Origin of the sequence: Pseudomonas sp. B1(2018) (genome assembly GCF_003097365.1) — a bacterium.
In the GTDB taxonomy this organism is placed as follows: Bacteria; Pseudomonadota; Gammaproteobacteria; order Pseudomonadales; family Pseudomonadaceae; genus Aquipseudomonas; species Aquipseudomonas laurylsulfatiphila.
Window position 1 is genome coordinate 22,630 of record NZ_PYUK01000006.1, and the last position, 22,089, is coordinate 44,718.

General features: G+C 60.0%; 17 protein-coding genes and 2 tRNA genes. 4 read left to right on the top strand and 15 right to left on the bottom strand.

Annotated features, from left to right (window positions below):
• Positions 1-76 precede the first annotated feature (76 nt).
• The 8 genes from C9422_RS11035 to rnr form a co-directional block, all read right to left on the bottom strand.
• Positions 77-2,380, bottom strand: coding sequence for a YgiQ family radical SAM protein (locus C9422_RS11035; protein ID WP_116580699.1), 2,304 nt, complete (start codon positions 2,378-2,380; stop codon positions 77-79).
• A gap of 216 nt (positions 2,381-2,596) precedes the next feature.
• Positions 2,597-3,994, bottom strand: a complete 1,398-nt coding sequence (gene dnaB, locus C9422_RS11045) for a replicative DNA helicase (RefSeq protein WP_007973277.1) — start codon at positions 3,992-3,994, stop codon at positions 2,597-2,599.
• A 134-nt stretch (positions 3,995-4,128) separates the two neighbouring features.
• Positions 4,129-4,575: a 50S ribosomal protein L9 gene (rplI, locus tag C9422_RS11050; protein WP_007973276.1), complete on the bottom strand. Its 447-nt coding sequence runs from the start codon at positions 4,573-4,575 to the stop codon at positions 4,129-4,131.
• 19 nt (positions 4,576-4,594) lie between these two features.
• Positions 4,595-5,488 carry a hypothetical protein gene (locus C9422_RS11055; protein ID WP_046039838.1) on the bottom strand — a complete coding sequence of 298 codons (894 nt, stop codon included), beginning with the start codon at positions 5,486-5,488 and terminating at the stop codon, positions 4,595-4,597.
• 36 nt (positions 5,489-5,524) lie between these two features.
• Positions 5,525-5,755 (bottom strand): 30S ribosomal protein S18, encoded by a 231-nt coding sequence (gene rpsR, locus C9422_RS11060; RefSeq protein WP_002551829.1) that lies wholly within the window; start codon positions 5,753-5,755, stop codon positions 5,525-5,527.
• A gap of 28 nt (positions 5,756-5,783) precedes the next feature.
• Entirely contained in the window at positions 5,784-6,206 is a 423-nt protein-coding gene (gene rpsF, locus C9422_RS11065) for a 30S ribosomal protein S6 (RefSeq protein WP_007973274.1), read from the bottom strand.
• A gap of 285 nt (positions 6,207-6,491) precedes the next feature.
• Entirely contained in the window at positions 6,492-7,259 is a 768-nt protein-coding gene (gene rlmB, locus C9422_RS11070; RefSeq protein WP_007973273.1) for a 23S rRNA (guanosine(2251)-2'-O)-methyltransferase RlmB, read from the bottom strand.
• The gene (rnr, locus tag C9422_RS11075; RefSeq protein WP_116580701.1) at positions 7,256-9,883 is read right to left on the bottom strand and encodes a ribonuclease R; all 2,628 of its coding nucleotides are present in this window, start codon (positions 9,881-9,883) and stop codon (positions 7,256-7,258) included. Before rnr ends, rlmB begins: the two co-directional genes overlap by 4 nt.
• 224 nt (positions 9,884-10,107) lie before the next feature.
• On the opposite strand from rnr, the gene C9422_RS11080 reads away from it, so the two are divergent.
• The 4 genes from C9422_RS11080 to C9422_RS11100 all read left to right on the top strand — a co-directional run bounded on the left by C9422_RS11080 (position 10,108) and on the right by C9422_RS11100 (position 13,294).
• Positions 10,108-10,194 (top strand) — tRNA-Leu (locus C9422_RS11080).
• 168 nt (positions 10,195-10,362) lie between these two features.
• Positions 10,363-10,449, top strand: a tRNA-Leu gene (locus C9422_RS11085).
• Positions 10,450-10,727: 278 nt separating this feature from the next.
• On the top strand, positions 10,728-11,738 hold the full coding sequence (locus tag C9422_RS11095; RefSeq protein WP_116580702.1) for an iron ABC transporter substrate-binding protein: 1,011 nt from the start codon (positions 10,728-10,730) through the stop codon (positions 11,736-11,738).
• A complete protein-coding gene (locus tag C9422_RS11100; RefSeq protein ID WP_116580703.1) occupies positions 11,738-13,294 on the top strand; it encodes an iron ABC transporter permease in 1,557 nt (518 codons plus the stop codon). Before C9422_RS11095 ends, C9422_RS11100 begins: the two co-directional genes overlap by 1 nt.
• Positions 13,295-13,382: 88 nt before the next feature.
• On the opposite strand, the gene C9422_RS11105 is transcribed toward C9422_RS11100, so the two are convergent.
• The 7 genes from C9422_RS11105 to hfq form a co-directional block, all read right to left on the bottom strand.
• A complete protein-coding gene (locus C9422_RS11105; protein ID WP_116580704.1) occupies positions 13,383-15,317 on the bottom strand; it encodes a methyl-accepting chemotaxis protein in 1,935 nt (644 codons plus the stop codon).
• 139 nt (positions 15,318-15,456) lie between these two features.
• A complete protein-coding gene (locus C9422_RS11110; RefSeq protein WP_007973267.1) occupies positions 15,457-16,746 on the bottom strand; it encodes an adenylosuccinate synthase in 1,290 nt (429 codons plus the stop codon).
• A gap of 54 nt (positions 16,747-16,800) precedes the next feature.
• On the bottom strand, positions 16,801-17,988 hold the full coding sequence (locus C9422_RS11115) for an ATP phosphoribosyltransferase regulatory subunit (RefSeq protein ID WP_007973265.1): 1,188 nt from the start codon (positions 17,986-17,988) through the stop codon (positions 16,801-16,803).
• Between the two features lie 313 nt (positions 17,989-18,301).
• The gene (gene hflC / locus C9422_RS11120) at positions 18,302-19,171 is read right to left on the bottom strand and encodes a protease modulator HflC (protein ID WP_007973264.1); all 870 of its coding nucleotides are present in this window, start codon (positions 19,169-19,171) and stop codon (positions 18,302-18,304) included.
• Positions 19,171-20,346: an FtsH protease activity modulator HflK gene (gene hflK / locus C9422_RS11125; RefSeq protein WP_102698659.1), complete on the bottom strand. Its 1,176-nt coding sequence runs from the start codon at positions 20,344-20,346 to the stop codon at positions 19,171-19,173. Before hflK ends, hflC begins: the two co-directional genes overlap by 1 nt.
• A gap of 96 nt (positions 20,347-20,442) precedes the next feature.
• Positions 20,443-21,744: a ribosome rescue GTPase HflX gene (hflX, locus tag C9422_RS11130; RefSeq protein ID WP_095964699.1), complete on the bottom strand. Its 1,302-nt coding sequence runs from the start codon at positions 21,742-21,744 to the stop codon at positions 20,443-20,445.
• A gap of 12 nt (positions 21,745-21,756) precedes the next feature.
• Complete coding sequence (gene hfq, locus C9422_RS11135) at positions 21,757-22,017, bottom strand: RNA chaperone Hfq (protein ID WP_003221112.1); 261 nt, start codon at positions 22,015-22,017, stop codon at positions 21,757-21,759.
• Between the last annotated feature and the right edge of the window lie 72 nt (positions 22,018-22,089).

Consider the following 22,089-nt stretch of genomic DNA (forward strand, 5'->3'; position numbering starts at 1 on the left):
GCCCTCGCATACCTTTCAAGCCCGGAATGCAAAACGCCAACCCGAAGGTTGGCGTTCTGTTCAGCGCAGGCGCGGCTTAGCGCGGTACGACGGGCTTGCGAGCCGGCTTCGGCCCCTTGCCCTTGGCCGCGTCCTTGCGTTCCTTGGCCGCCTGCTGGTTGCGGGCGAACGCCGCCGCCTTGGCCTGTTCGCGCTTGTCCCACGGGTTGCCGCCATCGCTGGCACGCGGTGGCAGACCTGTGTGCTGGGTGAGGATCTTGGTGGTCTTTTCCTTGGCCACTTTATGGCTACCAGCTGGCGTCGAGTTCTTGCGACGGGCGCTCTGGTAGCTGTCGGTCGACGGCTGGTGCAAAGGAATCAACTGGTTCTTGCCCGGCCCGATCAGGTCGGCGCGGCCCATGCGGGTCAGTGCTTCACGCAGCATCGGCCAGCCTTTCGGGTCGTGATAACGCAAGAACGCCTTGTGCAGACGACGCTGCTCTTCGCTCTTGACGATGGTCACCGCATCACTCTTGTAGGTGACCTTGCGCAGCGGGTTCTTGCCCGAGTGGTACATCGCGGTGGCGGTGGCCATCGGCGACGGGTAGAACGCCTGCACCTGGTCGGCACGGAAACCGTTGCCCTTGAGCCACAGGGCCAGGTTCATCATGTCTTCATCGGTGGTGCCCGGGTGGGCGGCGATGAAGTACGGAATCAGGTACTGCTCCTTGCCCGCTTCCTTGGAGTACTTCTCGAACATGCGCTTGAACTTGTCATAGCTGCCGATGCCCGGTTTCATCATCTGGTTGAGCGGACCTTCCTCGGTGTGTTCCGGGGCGATCTTCAGGTAACCACCAACGTGGTGGGTCACCAGCTCTTTAACGTATTCCGGCGACTCGACCGCGAGGTCATAACGCAGGCCGGAAGCGATCAGGATCTTCTTCACACCCGGCAATTCACGGGCACTGCGGTACAGCTGGATCAGCGCCGAGTGGTCGGTGTTCAGGTTCGGGCAGATACCCGGGAACACGCAGGACGGCTTGCGGCACGCGGATTCGATTTCCGGGCTCTTGCAGGCGATGCGGTACATGTTCGCGGTCGGGCCGCCGAGGTCGGAAATCACGCCGGTAAAACCGGGAACCTTGTCGCGAATTTCTTCGATTTCGCGAATGATCGACTCGTGGGAACGGTTCTGGATGATCCGCCCTTCGTGCTCGGTGATCGAGCAGAAGGTGCAGCCGCCGAAGCAGCCACGCATGATGTTCACCGAGAAACGGATCATGTCGTAGGCCGGGATTTTCTCCTTGCCATACGCCGGGTGCGGAACACGGGCGTAAGGCATGCCGAACACGTAGTCCATTTCTTCGGTGGTCATCGGAATCGGCGGCGGGTTGAACCAGACATCCACTTCGCCGTGCTTCTGGACCAAGGCGCGGGCGTTGCCCGGGTTGGTTTCCAGGTGCAACACACGGTTGGCGTGGGCGTAGAGCACCGCGTCGTTGCGGACCTTTTCAACCGACGGCAGACGGATCACAGTCTTGTCGCGGGTCATGCGCGGGCTGGCGAGGATCTGCACGACTTTAGCTTCTTGCGGATCCTCAACCGGACCTTTTTCCTGCTCGATGGCGCAGGCCTGGGTGTCCTGGGTGTTCACGTACGGGTTGATGATCTTGTCGATCTTGCCCGGACGGTCGATGCGCGTGGAATCGACTTCGTACCAGCCTTGCGGCGTATCACGACGGATGAACGCGGTCCCGCGCACGTCGGTGATGTCTTCGATCTTGTGACCGTAGGACAGACGCTGGGCGACCTCGACGATCGCGCGCTCGGCGTTGCCGTAGAGCAGGATGTCGGCGCTGGCGTCGATCAGGATCGAGTTGCGCACGCGGTCCTGCCAGTAATCGTAATGCGCGATGCGGCGCAGCGACGCTTCGATGCCGCCGAGCACGATCGGCACGTGCTTGTAGGCTTCCTTGCAGCGCTGGCTGTAGACCAGGCTCGCGCGGTCCGGACGCTTGCCCGCCAGGCCACCCGGCGTGTAGGCATCGTCGGAGCGGATTTTCTTGTCCGCGGTGTAGCGGTTGATCATCGAGTCCATGTTGCCGGCCGCGACACCGAAGAACAGGTTCGGCTCGCCGAGCTTCATGAAGTCGTCTTTGGACTGCCAGTTCGGCTGGGCAATGATCCCGACGCGGAAGCCCTGGGACTCCAGCAGCCGGCCGATGATCGCCATGCCGAACGACGGGTGATCGACATAGGCATCACCGGTGACGATGATGATGTCGCAGGAATCCCAGCCGAGCTGATCCATCTCCTCCCTGCTCATGGGCAGGAACGGCGCTGGCCCGAAACATTCGGCCCAGTACTTGGGATAGTCAAATAACGGCTTGGCTGCTTGCATGTCGATAACCGGTGTTGGCTTTCATTGAATTTCGCGGGCGCGGAATATAGCACAAATTTTGACCAATTCCGACGGCTGTGGTCGGAAATTGCGACGACCCCATCGCGGGCAAGCCCGCTCCCACAGGATTCTGGGTGATACCAAAAATAGCAGGTACACCATAAATCACTGTGGGAGCGGGCTTGCCCGCGATGGGGCCCGCTGAGACAACGAAAATTATTCGTCGTCGTCGAAGTTATAGCTACCCGGCGCGAGGTTCTCGAATCGGGTGTACTTACCGATAAAGGCCAGGCGGATAAAGCCGATCGGCCCGTTCCGCTGCTTGCCGATGATGATTTCGGCGATGCCCTTGTGCTCGGTTTCCGGGTGATACACCTCGTCGCGATACACGAACATGATCACGTCGGCGTCCTGCTCGATCGCTCCGGATTCCCGCAAGTCGGAGTTCACCGGGCGCTTGTTCGGCCGTTGTTCCAGGGAACGGTTGAGCTGCGAGAGCGCCACCACTGGGCAGTTGAATTCCTTGGCCAGGGCTTTCAGGGATCGGGAGATCTCGGAAATCTCGTTGGTCCGGTTGTCACCGCTGGAACCCGGGATCTGCATCAGCTGCAGGTAGTCGATCATGATCAGGCCGACATCGCCGTGTTCGCGCACCAGACGGCGGGTCCGGGCGCGCATTTCCGACGGGCTGATGCCCGCGGTATCGTCGATGAACAGCTTGCGGTCGTTGAGCAGGTTGACCGCCGAGGTCAGGCGCGGCCAGTCGTCGTCTTCCAGCTGACCGGAACGCACCTTGGTCTGATCGATGCGGCCGAGGGAAGACAGCATACGCATGATCAGCGATTCGCCTGGCATCTCGAGGGAGTACACCAGGACGGCCTTCTCGCTGCGCAGCACGGCGTTTTCCACCAGGTTCATCGCAAAGGTGGTTTTACCCATGGACGGACGGCCGGCGACGATGATCAGGTCGGCCGGTTGCAGGCCGCTGGTTTTCTCGTCGAGGTCGGTGTAGCCGGTGGACAGGCCGGTGATGGCGTTGTCGGTGTTGAACAGGGTGTCGATGCGGTCGATGGCCTTGGTCAGCAACTCGTTCACACCCACCGGGCCACCGGTTTTTGGCCGGGCCTCGGCGATCTGGAAGATCTGCCGTTCAGCTTCATCGAGGATTTCTTCTGCCGTGCGCCCTTCAGGGTTGAAGGCGCTATCGGCGATTTCGGTGCTGATGCCGATTAATTGACGCAGGGTCGCGCGCTGGCGAACGATCTGCGCATAGGCCTTGATGTTGGCGACGGACGGCGTGTTTTTCGCCAGCTCGCCGAGGTATCCGAGACCACCGACTTGCGAGGTCTGACCTTCCTTGTCCAATTGCTCGGCAAGGGTCACGACGTCGATCGGCGAGTTCTGATCGGCCAGTTTGGCGATCGCACGGAAAATCAGGCGGTGGTCATGTCGATAGAAATCGCCGTCGGAGACTTGATCGAGCACGCGCTCCCAGGCGTTGTTGTCCAGCATCAGACCACCGAGCACGGCCTGTTCGGCCTCGATGGAATGCGGCGGCACCTTCAGCGCGGCGGTTTGCAGGTCGTATTGCTCGGGAGCTAAGATTTCGTTCATGGCCACTTGGTTTTTTTTTGGAAAGCAGGAATGTAAAAACTGGGATGCCAGAAAGACAAAGGGCACGACCTGTAAACAGGATCGTGCCCGATGTTACCGGCAAGCACCCGAGGGTGCCAGCCGACAAGTGCTGCTTAAGCTGCTACCACGACAACGCGTACGGTGGCTTCAACTTCGGCGTGCAGGTGCACGGCTACGTCGAATTCACCTACGTTGCGGATGGTGCCGTTCGGCAGACGAACTTCGCTCTTCTGCACTTCAACGCCGGAGGCGGTCAGTGCGTCAGCGATGTCGTGAGTACCGATCGAACCGAACAGCTTGCCTTCGTCGCCAGCGGTGGCAGTGATGGTCACTTCCAGCTCGGCCAGTTGGGCAGCGCGGCTTTCAGCCGATGCTTTGCGATCTGCTGCAGCTTTTTCCAGCTCAGCACGACGCTCTTCGAACGCAGCCAGGTTGGCTGGGGTCGCAGCGGTAGCTTTGCCGTAAGGCAGCAGGTAGTTACGACCGTAACCAGCCTTAACGTTCACTTTGTCACCCAGGTTGCCCAGGTTGGTGACTTTTTCCAGAAGGATCAGTTGCATGTGAAAATCCTCTTAACTTTTAACCTTCACCGTTCGCGTTATCGGCATCTTTCGGCGCCGAACGACCGCGAAAATCAATCAGGCTGTCGACGATGGCCAGGACCACCAGCAACGGATAGATCAGTTGCATGAACAGCAACAGCGTCACGTACAACCCCACCAGCCAGAACCTGGCCAGTCGCTTCTGCGCCACCAGCCCGTGAATCAGGGCCAGCCCGGCGAACACCAGCGGTACACTGCACAACGGCGTCAACATGGCCATCTGTGAACCGAGATTCGGCCCCAGAAGCATGCACGCCAGCAGCAACATCGCCGGCAACAGCGGGAAGCGGATGGCGCGAAACTCGCGACCAAAACCGCCCGGGTTGTACAACAACGCCTGCCAGTAGCGCCCGACAAGCAGGCTCAGCAAGCTGACGATTTGCAACAATGCCGCAATCAGGCCGGTCAGGACCGGTGCAATCAGGGACGCGAAACGCGCTTGTTCGTCTACCGACAACTTCTGGTAGACATCGCCGAGTAGCGACGGCATGACTTTGATCAAAGCCTGCGCCAGCATCTCGATCTGGGGAGCAAAAGCTGTCCCCAACACCACTGAAAACACCACTCCCATCGCTATGCTGACCAGCAGCACGCGGTTCCAGGACTCGCTTGCGCGCAAAACCAACGCAAGGCTCGCAGACCCCAGCAGCACCAGAAGTGCCCGTGGATCGTCGGAGTACAGCCACCAGGCCAATGCCGGCAGCAGTCCCAGAGCAAGAACGCCCAGGGCGTCCCTCAATCCGCGCCGCAGGAGCACAAGGCATCCGGCGGCAGCACCCAACCAATACAACAACGGCAATGCCGCGCATCCAGCCACTACCAGAGTGGCCTGCATACGGCCGCGCATGATGAACTCAGCTATGGCCCGCATGCATTCAATCCTTTGCTACGTGTCGACTGCCCGGTCTCAGCGGCCGTGGCTGTCGGTGTAGGCCAGCAGGGCCAGGAAGCGGGCGCGCTTGATAGCGGTGGCCAGCTGACGCTGATAACGAGCTTTGGTACCGGTGATGCGGCTTGGAACAATTTTGCCGGTCTCGGATACGTAGGCTTTCAGAGTGTTGAGATCTTTGTAATCGATCTCTTTCACGTCTTCAGCGGTGAAGCGGCAGAATTTACGACGACGGAAGAAACGTGCCATTTGATAGGCTCCTTAAAAGGTCCGTGGATTACTCGTCAGCGTTATCGCTGTTGTCGCTGTCATCACTGTCAGCGCTTTCAACGCCTTCGTGCTCAGGACGGTCGCGACGCTCACGGCGCTCACTGCGGTTTTCTTCAGCCTTGAGCATCTCGGACTGGCCGGTAACGGCTTCGTCGCGACGGATGACCAGGTTACGGATCACTGCATCGTTGTAGCGGAAGTTGTCTTCCAGCTCGGCCAGGGCCTTGCCAGTGCACTCAACGTTCAGCATCACGTAGTGAGCCTTGTGAACATTGTTGATTGCGTAGGCCAGTTGACGACGGCCCCAATCTTCCAGACGGTGGATTTTGCCGCCGTCTTCTTCGATCAGCTTGGTGTAACGCTCAACCATGCCGCCGACTTGCTCGCTTTGATCCGGGTGGACCAAAAAGATGATTTCGTAATGACGCATGAATGCTCCTTACGGGTTGTAGCCTGCCGCTCAAAAGCGGTCAGACAAGGAGTGAATGACACTTATGGACTTGCGGACGCTAGACACGTTGGTGCCTGCCATCACAGCAAGGGGCGCAATTGTAGAGAAGGGGCGAGAGAGGCGCAAGGTAATTGGTGATTATTTGAACAACCACCGACACCGAAAACCTGTAGGAGCTGCCGAAGGCTGCGATCTTTTGATCTTGAAAAAAACAAAGTCAAAAGATCGCAGCCTTCGGCAGCTCCTACAGGAGGCCTGTGTGGATCAGGATTTCTTGGCGGCGGCCTTGGCTTTGACGCTGCGCTGGCGCTGCGCTTCGAACAGGCAGACGCCGGTGGCCACGGAAACGTTGAGACTGCTGACGCTACCGGCCATCGGCAGGTTCACCAGATAGTCGCAATGCTCACGGGTCAGGCGACGCATGCCCTTGCCTTCGGCGCCCATGATCAGGATGGTCGGACCAGTGAGATCCTGGTCATACAGACTGACCTCAGCCTCGCCAGCCGTACCGACAACCCACAAGCCACGCTGCTGGAGTTTTTCCAGGGTGCGCGCCAGGTTGGTCACGGCAACCAGCGGAATCACTTCCGCCGCGCCGCAGGCGATTTTCCGTACGACCGGGGTCAGGGTCGCCGACTTGTCCTTCGGTACGATCACTGCCAGCGCGCCCGCCGCATCTGCGGAACGCAGGCAGGCACCGAGGTTGTGCGGATCGGTCACGCCGTCGAGCACCAGCAACAACGGCGCGCCGTCGGTGCGATCGAGCAGTTCGTCAAGCATTGCCTCGCCCCAGACCTGGCTCGGACTCACGTCCGCGACCACGCCCTGGTGCACGCCCTCAACCCAGGCGTCCATTTCGCGGCGCTCGGCCTGGCCGACCTGGACCCGGTTTTCGTTGGCCAGCTCAATCAGCGTCTGGACCCGAGGATCATTGCGGCCTTCGGCCAGCCAGATCTGCTTGACGCGTTTCGGGTGGTGACGCAACAACGCTTCTACAGCATGAACGCCGTAGATCTTTTCCAACTGACTCATGGCTTGGCCTTAGGTTTACGCGCCCCGCCACTCTTGGCTGGAGCCGAGCCCGCTTTTGGCGGGCCTTTACGATGTTTGCTCGGTTTGGCTGGCTTGCCGCCGACGGCCTTGTCAGGCGCCGACCGACTGGTCTTTCCCCCAGACGCCGCTTTACCGCCGCTTTTCGCACCAGCCAGCAACGCCTGTTTCATTTCACGACTTTTGCGCACTTCGGCGTTTTTCGCCGCTGCATCGCTCGGGCGATAGGCCTCGACAGCCTTTTCCTTCGCAGGACGACGGCCGGTTTTCGCCGGGGCAGCTTCAGCTTCAACTTTCGCTGCTGGCGCTGCACTTTCGGTACCGCGCTTTTTACGGCCAATCGGTGCGCTGATGGTTTTTTCGGCCATCTCGAAGTCGATCTTGCGCTCGTCGAGGTCGACGCGCATGACCCGCACTTCCACGGTGTCGCCCAGGCGGAAGCTGCGACCGGTGCGCTCACCGGCCAGGCGGTGGTGCACAGGGTCGAAGTGGTAGTAATCGCCCGGCAGCGCGGTGACGTGCACCAGGCCTTCGACATAGATGTCGGTCAGCTCGACGAACAGACCAAAACCGGTCACGGCGGTGATCACACCCGGGAACGATTCGCCCACGCGGTCTTTCATGAACTCGCACTTGAGCCAGTTCACCACGTCGCGGGTCGCTTCGTCGGCACGGCGCTCGCTCATCGAGCACTGCTCGCCGAGTTGCTCCAGGGCCGCTTCGTCGTACGGATAGATGCGCGCCTTCGGAATGGTCATCGCACCGGCACGGCGAACGTGCGGGGTGTCTTGCTTGGAGTGGATCACGCTGCGGATTGCGCGGTGCGTGAGCAAATCCGGGTAGCGGCGGATCGGCGAGGTGAAGTGGGTATAGGCTTCGTAATTCAGGCCGAAGTGGCCCTGGTTATCGGCGCTGTACACCGCCTGGCTCAACGAGCGCAGCATGACGGTCTGGATCAGGTGGAAATCCGGACGATCCTTGATACCGGCCAGCAATGCCTGGTAATCCTTTGGCGACGGACCGTCCTTGCCTTTGTGCAGGGACAGGCCGAGCTCGCCGAGGAAGGCACGCAGCTTTTCCAGACGCTCCGGCGGCGGACCATCGTGAACGCGGTACAGCGCAGGAATTTCGTGCTTTTTCAGGAATTCGGCAGTGGCCACGTTGGCCGCCAGCATGCATTCCTCGATCAGCTTGTGTGCATCGTTGCGCACGGTCGGACGGATTTCGGCGATCTTGCGCTCGGAACCGAAGATGATCCGGGTTTCCTGGGTCTCGAAATCGATCGCGCCACGAACGTGACGGGCCGCCAGCAACACCTTGTAAAGCGAGTACAGCTGCTTGAGGTGCGGCACGACGTCGGTGTATTCGCCGCGCAGCTTGCGCGCCTCGGTGGCCTTCGGCGTTTCGAGCATGGCGCTGACTTTGTTGTAGGTCAGGCGCGCATGGGAGTGGATCACCGCTTCGTAGAAGCAGTAGTCGGTCATTTCGCCGGATTTGGAGATGGTCATCTCGCAAACCATGGCCAGACGATCGACTTGCGGGTTCAGCGAGCACAAACCGTTGGACAGCTGCTCGGGCAGCATCGGGATCACGCGCTCGGGAAAGTACACCGAGTTGCCGCGAACCTGGGCTTCGGCATCCAGCGCCGAACCAAGCTTCACGTAGCTGGATACGTCGGCAATCGCCACGTACAGCTTCCAGCCGCCCGAAAACAGACGCAGCTTGCCCGGACGGGCTTCGCAATAGACCGCATCGTCGAAGTCGCGGGCATCTTCGCCGTCAATGGTGACGAACGGCAGATGACGCAGGTCGATGCGCTTCTCTTTGTCTTTCTCTTCGACTTCCGGCTTGAGCTTGCCGGCTTCCTTGAGCACGGCGTCAGGCCAGACGTGAGGAATGTCATAGGTACGCAGGGCGACGTCGATTTCCATGCCCGGCGCCATGTAGTTGCCCACGACTTCAACCACGTCGCCTTGCGGCTGGAAGCGTGGCGTCGGCCAGTGAGTGATCTTCACTTCGACAAACTGACCAATCTGCGCGTTGGCATTACGGCCCGGCGTCACCAGCACTTCCTGCTGGATCTTCGGGTTATCCGCGACGACGAAACCGATACCGCCCTCTTCGAAGTAGCGACCGACGATGCTTTCGTGAGCACGGGACACCACTTCGACGATCATGCCTTCGCGGCGACCACGACGATCCAGGCCGGAAACACGCGCCAGGGCACGGTCACCGTCGAACACCAGACGCATCTGCGCCGGGCTCATGAACAGATCGTCACTGCCGTCGTCCGGCACCAGGAAGCCGAAACCATCGCGGTGACCGCTGATGCGGCCCAGTATCAGGTCAAGCTTGTCCACCGGGGCATAAGTGCCGCGACGGGTATAGATGAGTTGAGCATCGCGCTCCATGGCGCGCAGGCGGCGGCGCAGGGCTTCGATCTGGTCTTCTGTGGTCAGACCAAACTCTTCGACCAGTTGCTCGCGGTTAGCAGGCGAACCCCGATCAGCAAGGTGCTGAAGGATCAGTTCGCGGCTAGGAATAGGGTTTTCATATTTTTCCGCTTCACGAGCGGCCTCGGGATCGAGGGACTGCCAATCGGCCATTAGAGAGTTTTCACCTTGTCTATATGCGGGTTAGTTTGGCATAGGCGTAATGAAACGGGAAATTTCAGGCTAAGACGACCCATCTAAAGCCCTGTATCGACACCGCAAAGCTGTTTTGAAGACCGCTGGCGAAATTTCCCAGGTTTTTTTGATTCCGGGGGTTTACAGTTAAAAAGACGCTCCGTATAGTGCGCGCCATCGACGACGGAGACGTTGCCGATACTGCCCAGATGGTGAAATTGGTAGACACGCCAGCTTCAGGTGCTGGTGACCGCAAGGTCGTGGAAGTTCGAGTCTTCTTCTGGGCACCAATTTCGAGCTTGAGATTAGATCAATTTCAAGGCTCACACAAAAACCCGCGAAAGCGGGTTTTTGCATTCTGGACCACTGGTTTATTAATTTTTAAAATCAGGGGTTTACAGATCAAAATACGCTCCGTATAGTGCGCCACATCAACAGCGGCAACGCTGAAGATGAATGCCCAGATGGTGAAATTGGTAGACACGCCAGCTTCAGGTGCTGGTGACCTTACGGTCGTGGAAGTTCGAGTCTTCTTCTGGGCACCAATTCAAATTCAAGGTTACGGCCTTGAATTTCACAAAAACCCGCGAAAGCGGGCTTTTGCGTTTCCGGCATCTGAAAATATCCGCATGACCCGTGTAGGAGCTGCCGAAGGCTGCGATCTTTTGATCTTGGTCTTTAAAATCAAAAGCAAAAGATCGCAGCCTTCGGCAGCTCCTACAGGGTAGTGTGTCGCTCCGGCAAACCCGAGGGCGCATTTGAGAAACAATATCGTTTATCATTGTTGCAAGTTTTTGCAATGCGACAGTGAGGAACCCTGCGAATGATGTTTCGAAATACCCTGCGCCGCGGCTTGACCATTACCCTGCTCGGTCTGGCTCTCGCCACTCCCCTCACCCAAGCCGCCGACCCGGTTTCCCTGACGCTCTACAACGGCCAACACAAAGAAGTCGGCGATGCGGTCGCCAAAGCCTTCGAAGCCAAGACCGGGATCCACGTCAATGTACGTAAAGGCAGTAGCAACCAGCTCGCCAGCCAGGTCGTCGAAGAAGGCGATCGCTCCCCTGCCGACGTGATCTACACCGAAGAATCGCCGCCACTGAACAAACTTGGCGAACAAGGTCTGCTGGCCAAGGCGGATGACGCCACGCTGGCGGTTCTGCCCAAGGAATACGTCGCCAGCAATGGCACCTGGATTGGCGTGACTGCCCGGGTGCGCGTCGTCGCCTACAACCCTAAGCTGATTGATGAAAAAGACCTGCCGACCTCGGTGATGGACTTCTCCGATCCAAAATGGCAAGGCAAGGTCGGCTTCGTGCCCACCAGCGGCGCCTTCCAGGAACAAGCCGTCGCCATCATCAAAGTGCACGGCATGGACGCCGCCGAAGAATGGCTGACCGGGCTGCGCGCATTCGGCAAGACCTACAGCAACAACATGGTCGCGCTCAAGGCCGTGGAAAATGGCGAAGTGGCCACCGTGCTGGTCAACAACTACTACTGGTTCGCCTTGCAGCGTGAAAAAGGCCAGCTCGATTCGAAACTGCACTACTTCACCGGCGGCGACGTCGGCGGGCTGATCACCGTGTCCAGCGCAGCCGTCCTGAAATCCAGCAAACACCCCAAAGAAGCACAACAATTGCTCGCCTACATGGCCAGCGAGGAAGGCCAGCGCGTGATCACCCAGACCACCGCCGAATACCCGCTGCACAAAGGCATGGAATCTGATCGCGGGCTCAAGCCATTCAGCGAGCTGCAAGCACCGAAAGTCACGCCAGCCGACCTGGGCAACGCCGAAGAAGCCCTGGATCTGGAACGTGATGTTGGCCTGAACTGATGAGCGCATCGCTTTCCGCGCATGGCGGGTACATGCCACGGCGCAAGCGGCCGTCGATCTGGCTGGTCCTGCCGGTTTTGCTACTGGTGGTGCTCAGCCTGCTGCCGCTGGCCTATGTCGGACTCAAGGCCTGGCAAGCAGGCTGGGCCGAGGCGCTGCATTTGCTGTGGCGCCCCTATGTGTTCGGACTGCTGCGCAATACCCTGGCGCTGATGATCGGCGTGACGCTGGCCTGCGGCGTGATCGGCCTTTCGCTGGCGTGGCTGCTGGAGCGCAGCAGCCTGCCGGGGCGACGCCTGTGGGGCGTGATCCTGTGCCTGCCCTTTGCCGTACCGGCGTTTGTCAGCAGTTTCACCTGGGTTTCATTGAGCGCTCATTTCGAGGGACTCGGCGGGGCGATTCTGGTGATGACGCTCTCTAAATACCCGCTGATTTTCCTGCCGGTGGCGGCGACCCTGCGCAACCTCGACCCATCACTGGAAGAGTCGGCGCGCACGCTGGGACAGAACCGCTGGGGCGTGTTCTTCAAGGTCACCCTGCCCCTGCTCTGGCCGTCGCTGCTCGCCGGTTCCTTGCTGATTGCCCTGCACATGCTGGTGGAATTCGGCGCGCTGTCGATCATCGGCCTGCAAACCTTCACCACGGCGATCTACCAGCAGTTCGAGCTGGAGTTCAGCAATGCCAACGCAGCGATGCTCTCCGCCGTACTGCTGATGCTGTGCCTGGCGCTGCTGTGGCTGGAGCTGCGCGTTCGGGGCAAGGGTCGACACGTGCGCACTGGCCAGGGTGCGGCGCGACGCGCGGAACAGGTTCACCTGGGACCCTGGGCTGTGGCAGGACAGCTTTATTGCCTGCTGCTGGCAATCGTCGGCAGCGGGATTCCGCTGGGCATGCTGGCTTACTGGCTGGCAGTCGGATCATCGGCGGCCTTTCCAATGGCAGCCATCGGCGAAGCATTGCTGTCATCCCTCGCACTGTCCTTGGCTGGCGCTGCGGTGTGCCTGGTGCTGGCGGTGCCGGTCGGCCTGCTGGTCGTGCGCTACAAGGGCCAACTGGCGATCTGGGCCGAGCGCTTGCCATATCTGCTGCACGCCCTGCCGGGACTGGTCATTGCCCTGACCCTGGTGTATTTCGCCCTGCACTACGTACCGATGCTTTACCAGACTTCGGCATTGCTGCTGATCGCGTACGCCCTGCTGTTTCTGCCGCTGGCCCAGGCGCCGATTCGCACCGCCCTGAACAAGGCGGCACCGCAGCTTGAAGAAGCGGCACGCACCCTGGGCGCCTCGTCTTTCAGTGCGTTCTGTCGAGTGACACTGCCGATCATTTTCCCAGCACTGGGCGCAGCGTTTGCGCTGGTGTTCCTGGATGCGATGAAGGAGCTGACGGCGACCTTGCTGTTGAGTCCGACGGGGCTTAATACATTGGCAACGGAAGTCTGGGCGCATACCGCGAATGTGGAATTTGCCGCGGCGGCGCCTTATGCCGCGTTGTTGATCGTGGTGTCGGGGTTGCCGGTTTATCTACTGACGACGCGGATGTATTTGAGCCGCTGACAAAGCAAAAGATCGCAGCCTGCGGCAGCTCCTACAGGGAAACGCGTATTTCCATGTAGGAGCTGCCGCAGGCTGCGATCTTTTGATCTTAAGCCCTGAACTGCCCCAGGCTCGCCTTCAACTGCGCCGCCAACCCATCCAGCACCTTGCCGCTGGCCGTGGTCTCCACCACCGCCTGAGCCGCTTTCTCGGCCTGGGCATGAATGGTCTGGACCCGCCCTCGCACAGCCTGCGCGCCTTGAGCCTGATGCGCCGCAGCCTGGGTCGCCAGTCCAATCGCCGCATGCACCTGCTCGACCGACGCCTGCACCGACTGCTGCAATCGCGCACTGTCACGCAACACCACCAAACCTTCGTTGGCCTGGCGTCCGGCCTGACCGATTGCCGCGACCGCCTCGCGCGCGCCCTGCTGCAACGCCACGATGTGCGCCTGGATATCGCCGGTGGAGCTCTGCGTCTTGCTCGCCAGTGCCCGCACCTCATCTGCCACCACCGCAAACCCGCGCCCGGTCTCGCCGGCACGCGCCGCCTCAATCGCCGCGTTCAGCGCCAGCAGGTTGGTCTGCTCGGCGATGCCGTGAATCACCGTCAGCACCACTTCAATCTGTTCGCTTTGCTGCGCCAGACGCTCAATCACCTGAGCGCCGGTATTGACCTGCCCCGCCAGCTCCTCGATCAGGCTGCCGACTTTCGCCGAGGTCCGGGTGTTTTCATCGGTGGCCTGACGAATCTCCACGACCTGCTTGAGCGCCGCCTGCATGGCGTGGCTTTCCGACTGCGCCTCATCCGCCATTTGCGACAGGGCACGCAAACTCTCCGCCACTTCGTCGCGCTGCATGCCAGCCGCTGCGTCCGCACCCGCGTTGCGCAGGGTCATGGCACCAATCTCGACGCCGGTCCGCTGAGCCACATCGCCCGCCTCGCGCACGATCGGCTGCAACTTATCCACAAAGCGATTGACCGCCGAGGCCATGTCGCCGATTTCGTCCTTGCTGTTGATCTGCACACGCTTGGTCAGGTCGCCCTCGCCCGCTGCCAGGTCATCCATGGCAACGATCAGCATTTTCAGGCGATTGACCACTCGACGACCGAGCACCACCGCCAGCAACAGCAGGACACCAAAACCCACGACTGCCAGACACACGCCGATACGCCAACGCAGTGTTGCAGCGGCTTCCTGTACGGTGCTGGTGGTGTTGGCTTTCATTTCAGCCGCTGTGGACTGCGCCGACTGCAGACGCGCGCGCATCGCCGTTGCGCTGTCGGCAGCCGCGCCTTTGAGGCTGTCGCCGACCAGTTGATCGCTGCTGGCGATCAAGGCCGAGAAGCGCTTGTCGAGGGCTGCGAGATCCGTCTCCACCGACGCAGTCGAGACCCCCATCAGGACCTTGCCGATTTCCACGCCATTGGGGTTGATCGAGGCCTCGATGTAGAAGACCGAAGGATCGTTCTTCGCTGCATCCAGCACCTTGTCGAGCGCCCGCTCACCCTGGCCTTTTTCCAGCAGCGCCTTGTTGATCGGGTTTTCCCGGTTGAGGTAGCGCGTCAGGTGCTGACCGGTAGCGTCGTCATACACCACGAACAGCACATTGGGATTGCGCTGGGCCCGGCGGGCGAATTCGGACAGCGTCGGAACGTCGTTGTCCCACATGGCGCGGGGCGCGACCGAAGCCAGAAGCTGCGCCATATCGTTGGCGGAGTCCTTCAGGTCCTTTTCCAGGGTCGAACGCAGTTGCGCCTGCTCTTCCTCAAGACGCGAGGACAAACCGGCCGTGAGGCGCTGACGTGTACTGGTAGAAAGGCTGTCCAGACTGGACGTGACTTCACGCCCGGCCTGCTCGAGCTCGGCGGAAAGTTTTTGACTGTCCGCACCCAGGCGCGTGCCCAGATCGGCTTCGAGCGCAGTCACCGTGCTCCGGGTCAGAGCAACAGCCACCAGCACCTGCACCAAAAGGGCGATACCCAGGGTAACGAACACAGGCCGCAACAAACGGCTTTGTAACAGTGAGAGAACGGCCGACACTGTGAATCCCTCTACTTGGACGCCATTAATTTGATGGCATTCTTTTTGAAGATATTTACAGCAAAGGTCATGCCGTCCTGCAGGCAAATACGACAAAGGCCCCGATTAAGGAGCCTTTGTGTTTTACATAAACGACTTATCAAGCAAACGGATGACGCAGAACGATGGTTTCGTTGCGGTCCGGGCCCGTCGAAATAATGTCGATCGGTGCGCCGATCAGCTCTTCAACGCGCTTGATGTAGGCACGGGCGTTAGCTGGCAGCTCTTCCAGGGTCTTGGCACCCACGGTCGACTCGGTCCAGCCCGGCACTTCTTCGTACACAGGCTGCAGGCCCACGTAGCTGTCGGCATCAGTCGGGGCAACGGCCTTGCCTTCTGCGTCTTTGTAGCCGACGCAGATGTTGATGGTTTCCAGACCGTCGAGCACGTCCAGCTTGGTCAGGCAGATGCCCGAGATGCTGTTCACATCGATAGCGCGACGCAGGATAACAGCGTCGAACCAGCCACAACGACGAGCACGGCCGGTAGTCGCGCCGAACTCGTGACCTTGTTTGGCCAGGTGCGCACCGACTTCGTCGAACAGCTCCGTCGGGAATGGACCCGAACCCACACGCGTGGTGTAAGCCTTGGTGATGCCCAGGATGTAGTCCAGGAACATAGGGCCGACACCCGAACCGGTAGCAACGCCGCCAGCGGTGGTGTTGGAGCTGGTCACGTACGGGTAGGTACCGTGGTCGATGTCCAGCAGGGAGCCTTGGGCGCCTTCGAACATGATGTCTTTGCCGGCGCGACGCAGGTCGTGCAGCTCGGCCGTCACGTCCAGCATCAGCGGCTTGAGCAGCTCAGCGTATTCCTTGCACTCGGCCAGGGTCTTGTCGAAGTCGATGGCCGGCTCTTTGTAGTAACCCACCAGCATGAAGTTGTGGTAATCCACCAGTTCACGCAGCTTGTCTTCAAAGCGCGGCATGTTGAGCAGGTCGCCCACACGCAGGCCACGACGTGCAACCTTGTCTTCGTAGGCCGGGCCGATGCCGCGACCGGTGGTACCGATCTTCAGCTCGCCACGGGCCTTTTCACGGGCCTGGTCCAGCGCAACGTGGAAGGACAGGATCAGCGGGCAGGACGGGCTGATACGCAGGCGCTCGCGCACCGGCACACCTTTTTCTTCCAGCTTGGTGATCTCGCGCAGCAGGGCGTCAGGTGCAACCACCACGCCGTTGCCGATCAGGCACTGCACGCCTTCGCGCAGCACGCCCGACGGGATCAGGTGCAAGACGGTTTTTTCGCCATCGATCACCAGAGTGTGACCCGCGTTGTGGCCACCCTGGTAGCGCACTACGGCGGCAGCATGTTCGGTCAGCAGATCAACGATCTTGCCTTTGCCCTCATCACCCCACTGGGTGCCCAGGACTACGACATTCTTACCCATAACACTTGTCCTCATTCGCGCAAACTTGGTGCCGGCGGCAGCCGGCGGGAAAACTCAAGAAGCCAGTGGCGATACTTGCCAAAGCCCGTTCTGCTGAATCAATTGCCGGTCGCAGTCCGCTTCACGGGCGGCGGCCAAAGGTTGTCCAGGCAAAGCCTGAACGACACGCTGACCCTCACTGCGCAACTGGCAAACCTGCTGCCAGAGTGCCGCATCCGTACTGTCAGGCATCCAGATACCGCCAGACGGTAGCTCGATCTCAGCACGCCCCAGGGTCACCAGGGTTTTCAAATCGGTGGAAAAGCCGGTCGCCGGACGGGCACGACCGAAGTCGGCGCCGATGTCGTCGTAACGACCGCCCTGGGCAATGGACTGGCCAACACCCGGCACGAACACGGCGAACACCACACCGGTGTGGTAGTGGTAGCCACGCAGCTCGCCCAGGTCGAAATACAGCGGCAGCTCAGGGAAACGCACGGACAGCCGCTCGGCAATTGCCAGCAGGTCGTCCAGCGCCGCTAGAACCGGGGCAGGCGCCTTGGCCAGACGCTCGCGGGCCGCAGCCAGCACTTCTCGGCCGCCACACAGGTCGACCAACGCCCGCAGCATGCCCGACAGATCGGCAGGCAAGCCTTCGGTCAAGGTAATGACCTCGTCGATGGCCTTGCGTTGCAAGGCATCGAACAACTGCTGCTCGACTTCACCGGACAAACCGGCCGCGCGGGCCAGGCCGCGATAGATGCCGACATGACCGAGGTCCATGTGCACATCCGGCACATCGGCCAGTTGCAGCATGGCCAGCATCAGGCTGATGACTTCGACGTCGCTGCTCGGGCTGCCGTCGCCATACAACTCGGCACCCAGCTGAATCGGGCTGCGCGAGGACGACAAGGCACGCGGCTGAGCATGCAGCACGCTGCCGGCATAGCACAGGCGGCTCGGGCCTTCACGACGCAGGGTATGCGCATCGATGCGCGCCACTTGTGGCGTGATGTCGGCACGGAAACCCATCTGGCGGCCCGATTGCGGGTCGATGACCTTGAAGGTGCGCAGATCCAGGTCCTGGCCCGCGCCGGTCAGCAGGGATTCCAGGTACTCGATATGGGGAGTCACGACAAACTCGTAACCCCAGCTCTGGAACAGATCCAACACCTGACGACGCGCGACTTCAATACGCGCAGCTTCCGGTGGCAGTACTTCTTCGATGCCATCTGGCAGAAGCCAGCGGTCTACCGTTGCCATTACGCCTTCCCCTATCTCCGGGCGACCAGCCTGTCGGCGAGCCTTGAGTGAAGCAGAAAATGATCGGCTTGCGCACAAACCACGCGCATGAGCGACGGAGCGAAAAGCCCTTCTACCGGCTTCGCCAACCACTTTCCTCGAAAAACTGTCGAGCCAATCGGCCCGGCATCTGCTTTAAAACAGCAATCAAACATGCAGACGCAAAAAAGCCGGGAATTTCCCGGCTGCCGCATCATACACACGTTTTCCCAAAGGATCACCCCGCCAGAGGTTTTAGCCGCCCGGCGGGGGGATAAATCAGGTCAACGCCGTATCAAGGCTTGGCTTTTTCCAGGTAGTGGAAGAAGTCGCTGCTTGGGTCGAGGACCATGACGTCGGATTTGTTCGCGAAGCTTTCACGGTAGGCACGCAGGCTACGGTAGAACGCGTAGAACTCCTGATCCTGACCGTAGGCCTTGGAGTAGATCGCAGCGGCCTGGGCATCGCCGTCACCGCGAACCTCTTCGGATTCACGATAGGCTTCAGCCAGCAACACGCGGCGTTGACGATCGGCGTCGGCACGGATGCCTTCGGCCAGCTCGTTACCCTTGGCGCGGTGCTCGCGAGCTTCACGCTCACGCTCGGTGCTCATACGCTCGAACACGCTGCGGTTCACTTCTTTCGGCAGGTCGATGGTCTTGACCCGGACATCGACCACTTCGATGCCCAGTTCTTTTTCAGCCATCTTGTTCAGCGAAGCCGTAATGTCCGCCATCAACGCATCGCGCTCACCGGAGACCACTTCGTGCAAGGTGCGCTTACCGAACTGGTCACGCAGGCCCGATTCCAGACGACGGGACAGACGCTCGTCGGCGATCTGCTTGAGGCCGGAAGTCGCGGTGTAGTAACGCTCTGCGTCCTTCACGCGCCACTTGGCGTAGGCATCGACCATCACGGCTTTCTTTTCCAGCGTCAGGAAGCGTTGTGTCGGTGCATCCAGCGTCATCAGGCGTGCGTCGAATTTACGCACCTGGTTAACGTAAGGCACTTTCACATGCAGGCCTGGCTGAACATCGGTCTGGACCACGCGACCGAACTGCAGCAACACCGCACGCTCGGTCTGAGCCACGATGTAGAAGCAGTTCCAGGCAGCGATCGCCACGACGACGCCGACAATAAGGGCGATCAGCGATTTATTGCTCATCAGCGACTCTCCCTGGTACGTGCTTGCTGTTGCTGCAGATCAGCTGCCGCACGCGCATTCGCTTCATTGCTGGTGGCTGCCGCACTGGTCACCGGAGTGCTGGTGTTGCGACCACTTTCGACCATCTTGTCCAGCGGCAGGTACAACAGGTTGCTCTGGCCGTTCTTGTTGCCGGTCACGAGCACCTTGCTGGTGTTGCTGAAGACTTCCTGCATGGTGTCCAGGTACAGACGCTGGCGGGTGACTTCAGGCGCCTTGCGGTACTCGGCGACCAGCTTGGTGAAGCGATCGGCCTCACCCTTGGCGCGCGAGACGGTCTCGTCACGGTAACCATTGGCATCCTCGAGGATGCGCTGGGCCTGACCACGGGCTTCCGGCACGACGCCGTTGGCATAGGTTTCGGCCTGGTTGCGCGAACGCTGTTCGTCTTCCCGGGCACGGATCACGTCATCGAAGGCTTCCTGGACTTCGCGCGGTGCCGCTGCGCTCTGAACGTTGACCTGGGTAACGGTGATACCGGTGCGATAGGTGTCCATGAAGCGTTGCAGACGCTCCTTGATCTCGCTGGCCATCAACTCACGACCTTCGGTCAGTACCTGGTCCATGGCGGTGGAACCCACCACATGGCGCAAGGCGCTGTCGGTCGCGTGCTGCAGGCTGATTTCCGGCTGATCGACGCTCAGCACGAAGTCCTGCAGGTTGCTGATCTTGTACTGCACGGTCAGCGGCACTTCGACGATATTCTCATCTTCGGTCAGCATCTGGCCCTGCTTGGTGTAGGCACGCTCACGCGTGACGTTTTCCATGTACTTCTTGTCGATCGGCGGGAAATAGATATTCAGGCCCGGACCCACGGTTTCGTAGTACTTGCCGAAGCGCAGCACCACGGCTTGCTCCTGCTCGTCGACGACATAAACCGCGCTGTACAGCCAAACGGCGGCCAACACGACCAGGCCGATGCCGAGCAGGCCGCCAAAGCCGCCACTCTTGCCCGGACCACCGCCGTCGTCGCCACCACGTTTCTTACCACCACCGAACAAACCGTTCAGGCTTTCCTGCAGCTTTCGGAAGGCCTCGTCGAGATCCGGTGGCCCCTTGCGGTCGCCGTTGTTACGACGCTTGCCACCCCAAGGATCCTGATTATTCGAGTTGCCACCCGGCTCATTCCAAGCCATAGCGCTCTCCATCTGATAAAGCAAAGACGCACCCACGGCGCGCCGACCAATGCTACAGAATGCCTGTCACCACGGCACAACCGCTTTCTCAGGCTTTTATTGCAAAGTGTGTTGCTCGATAAACTCCGTCGGCACAACGCCTTCACGGCTGACCAGTCGATTGAGCTCCGAGCGCGGCAATCGAACGGCCAGCAAGCTGACACCTTCTTCGTCGTATTCTTCTTTCTGTACCGCGCCCAGCTCGAAAAACTGTGCACGCAGACGCGCAAAACGCTGAGGCAAGCGCAAGGTACCGACAAACAATTCACTGCCCAGCAACTCGGCAATGGCTTGCTCAAGCAATTCCAGACCTGTGCCATCACGTGCCGAGAGCCAGACCCGTTGGGGCCTGCCGTTTTCGTCGCGCTGGATTTGTGGCTCAACGCCTTCAAGCAAATCGAGTTTGTTATAGACCTCGAGGATCGGCAAGTCCTGGGCACCAATCTCGCCCAGCACCACCATCACCTGCTCGATCTGCAACATGCGATCCGGTTCAGCCGCATCGATCACGTGCAACAGCAGGTCGGAGTTGCTCGACTCTTCGAGCGTAGACCGAAATGCCTCGACCAGCTTATGGGGCAAGTGGCGAATGAAACCCACAGTGTCAGCCAGGACAATCGGCCCCAGGTCGTCCAGTTCCAGACGGCGCAAGGTCGGGTCCAGCGTGGCAAACAACTGGTCAGCCGCGTACACGTCGGATTTCGTCACGTTATTGAAGAGCGTGGATTTGCCGGCGTTGGTATAGCCCACCAGGGACACGGTAGGAATATCGGCACGGGAACGGCCGCGTCGCGACTGTTCGCGCTGACTGCGCACTTTTTCCAGGCGGCCCTTGATCTGCCGCAGGCGAACCCGGAGCAGACGACGGTCGGTTTCCAGCTGGGTTTCACCCGGGCCACGCATGCCGATACCGCCAGCCTGACGCTCAAGGTGGGTCCAGCCACGAACCAGCCGGGTGCTCATGTGGTCAAGCTGGGCCAGTTCTACCTGGAGCTTGCCTTCATGGGTACGGGCGCGTTGGGCGAAAATATCGAGAATCAGACCGGTGCGGTCGATCACGCGACACTCGAAGACACGTTCGAGGTTACGTTCCTGACTGGGTGTGAGGACGTGATTGAAGATGACCAGGTCTGCTTCTTCGGCATGGACCAGATCGCGTAGCTCCTCGACCTTGCCGCTGCCAATCAGAAATTTGGCGGTTGGCCGATGACGCGGCACGTTAAAAAACGCAACGGTCTCGGCGCCGGCCGAATTAGCCAATTCCTGAAACTCCTGCGGATCTTCGCGCGCCTCAGGGTCCTGTCCATCCAAGTGAACGAGGATCACTCGCTCACCACCACCGTGGCGCTCAAAGAACAAAGGAGACTCCTATCAGGCGTTACCTGGCTCAGCGTCACCTGCATCGGATTCGGTTGCGCTAGGCAGACGAATTGGACGAACCGGTACCACTGTAGAGATAGCGTGCTTGTAGACCATCTGGCTTACGGTGTTTTTCAGCAGGATGACGAACTGGTCGAACGACTCGATCGTTCCTTGCAGTTTGATACCGTTGACCAGGTAGATGGACACCCCAACTTTCTCTTTACGTAAAGTATTCAAGTAAGGGTCTTGTAGCGAATGCCCTTTTGACATGTGCCGCACTCCTTTAAGGATTCAATATAAAAAATAGGTAAACAGATGGCTTTAGCCGCCACACCCCCAAGG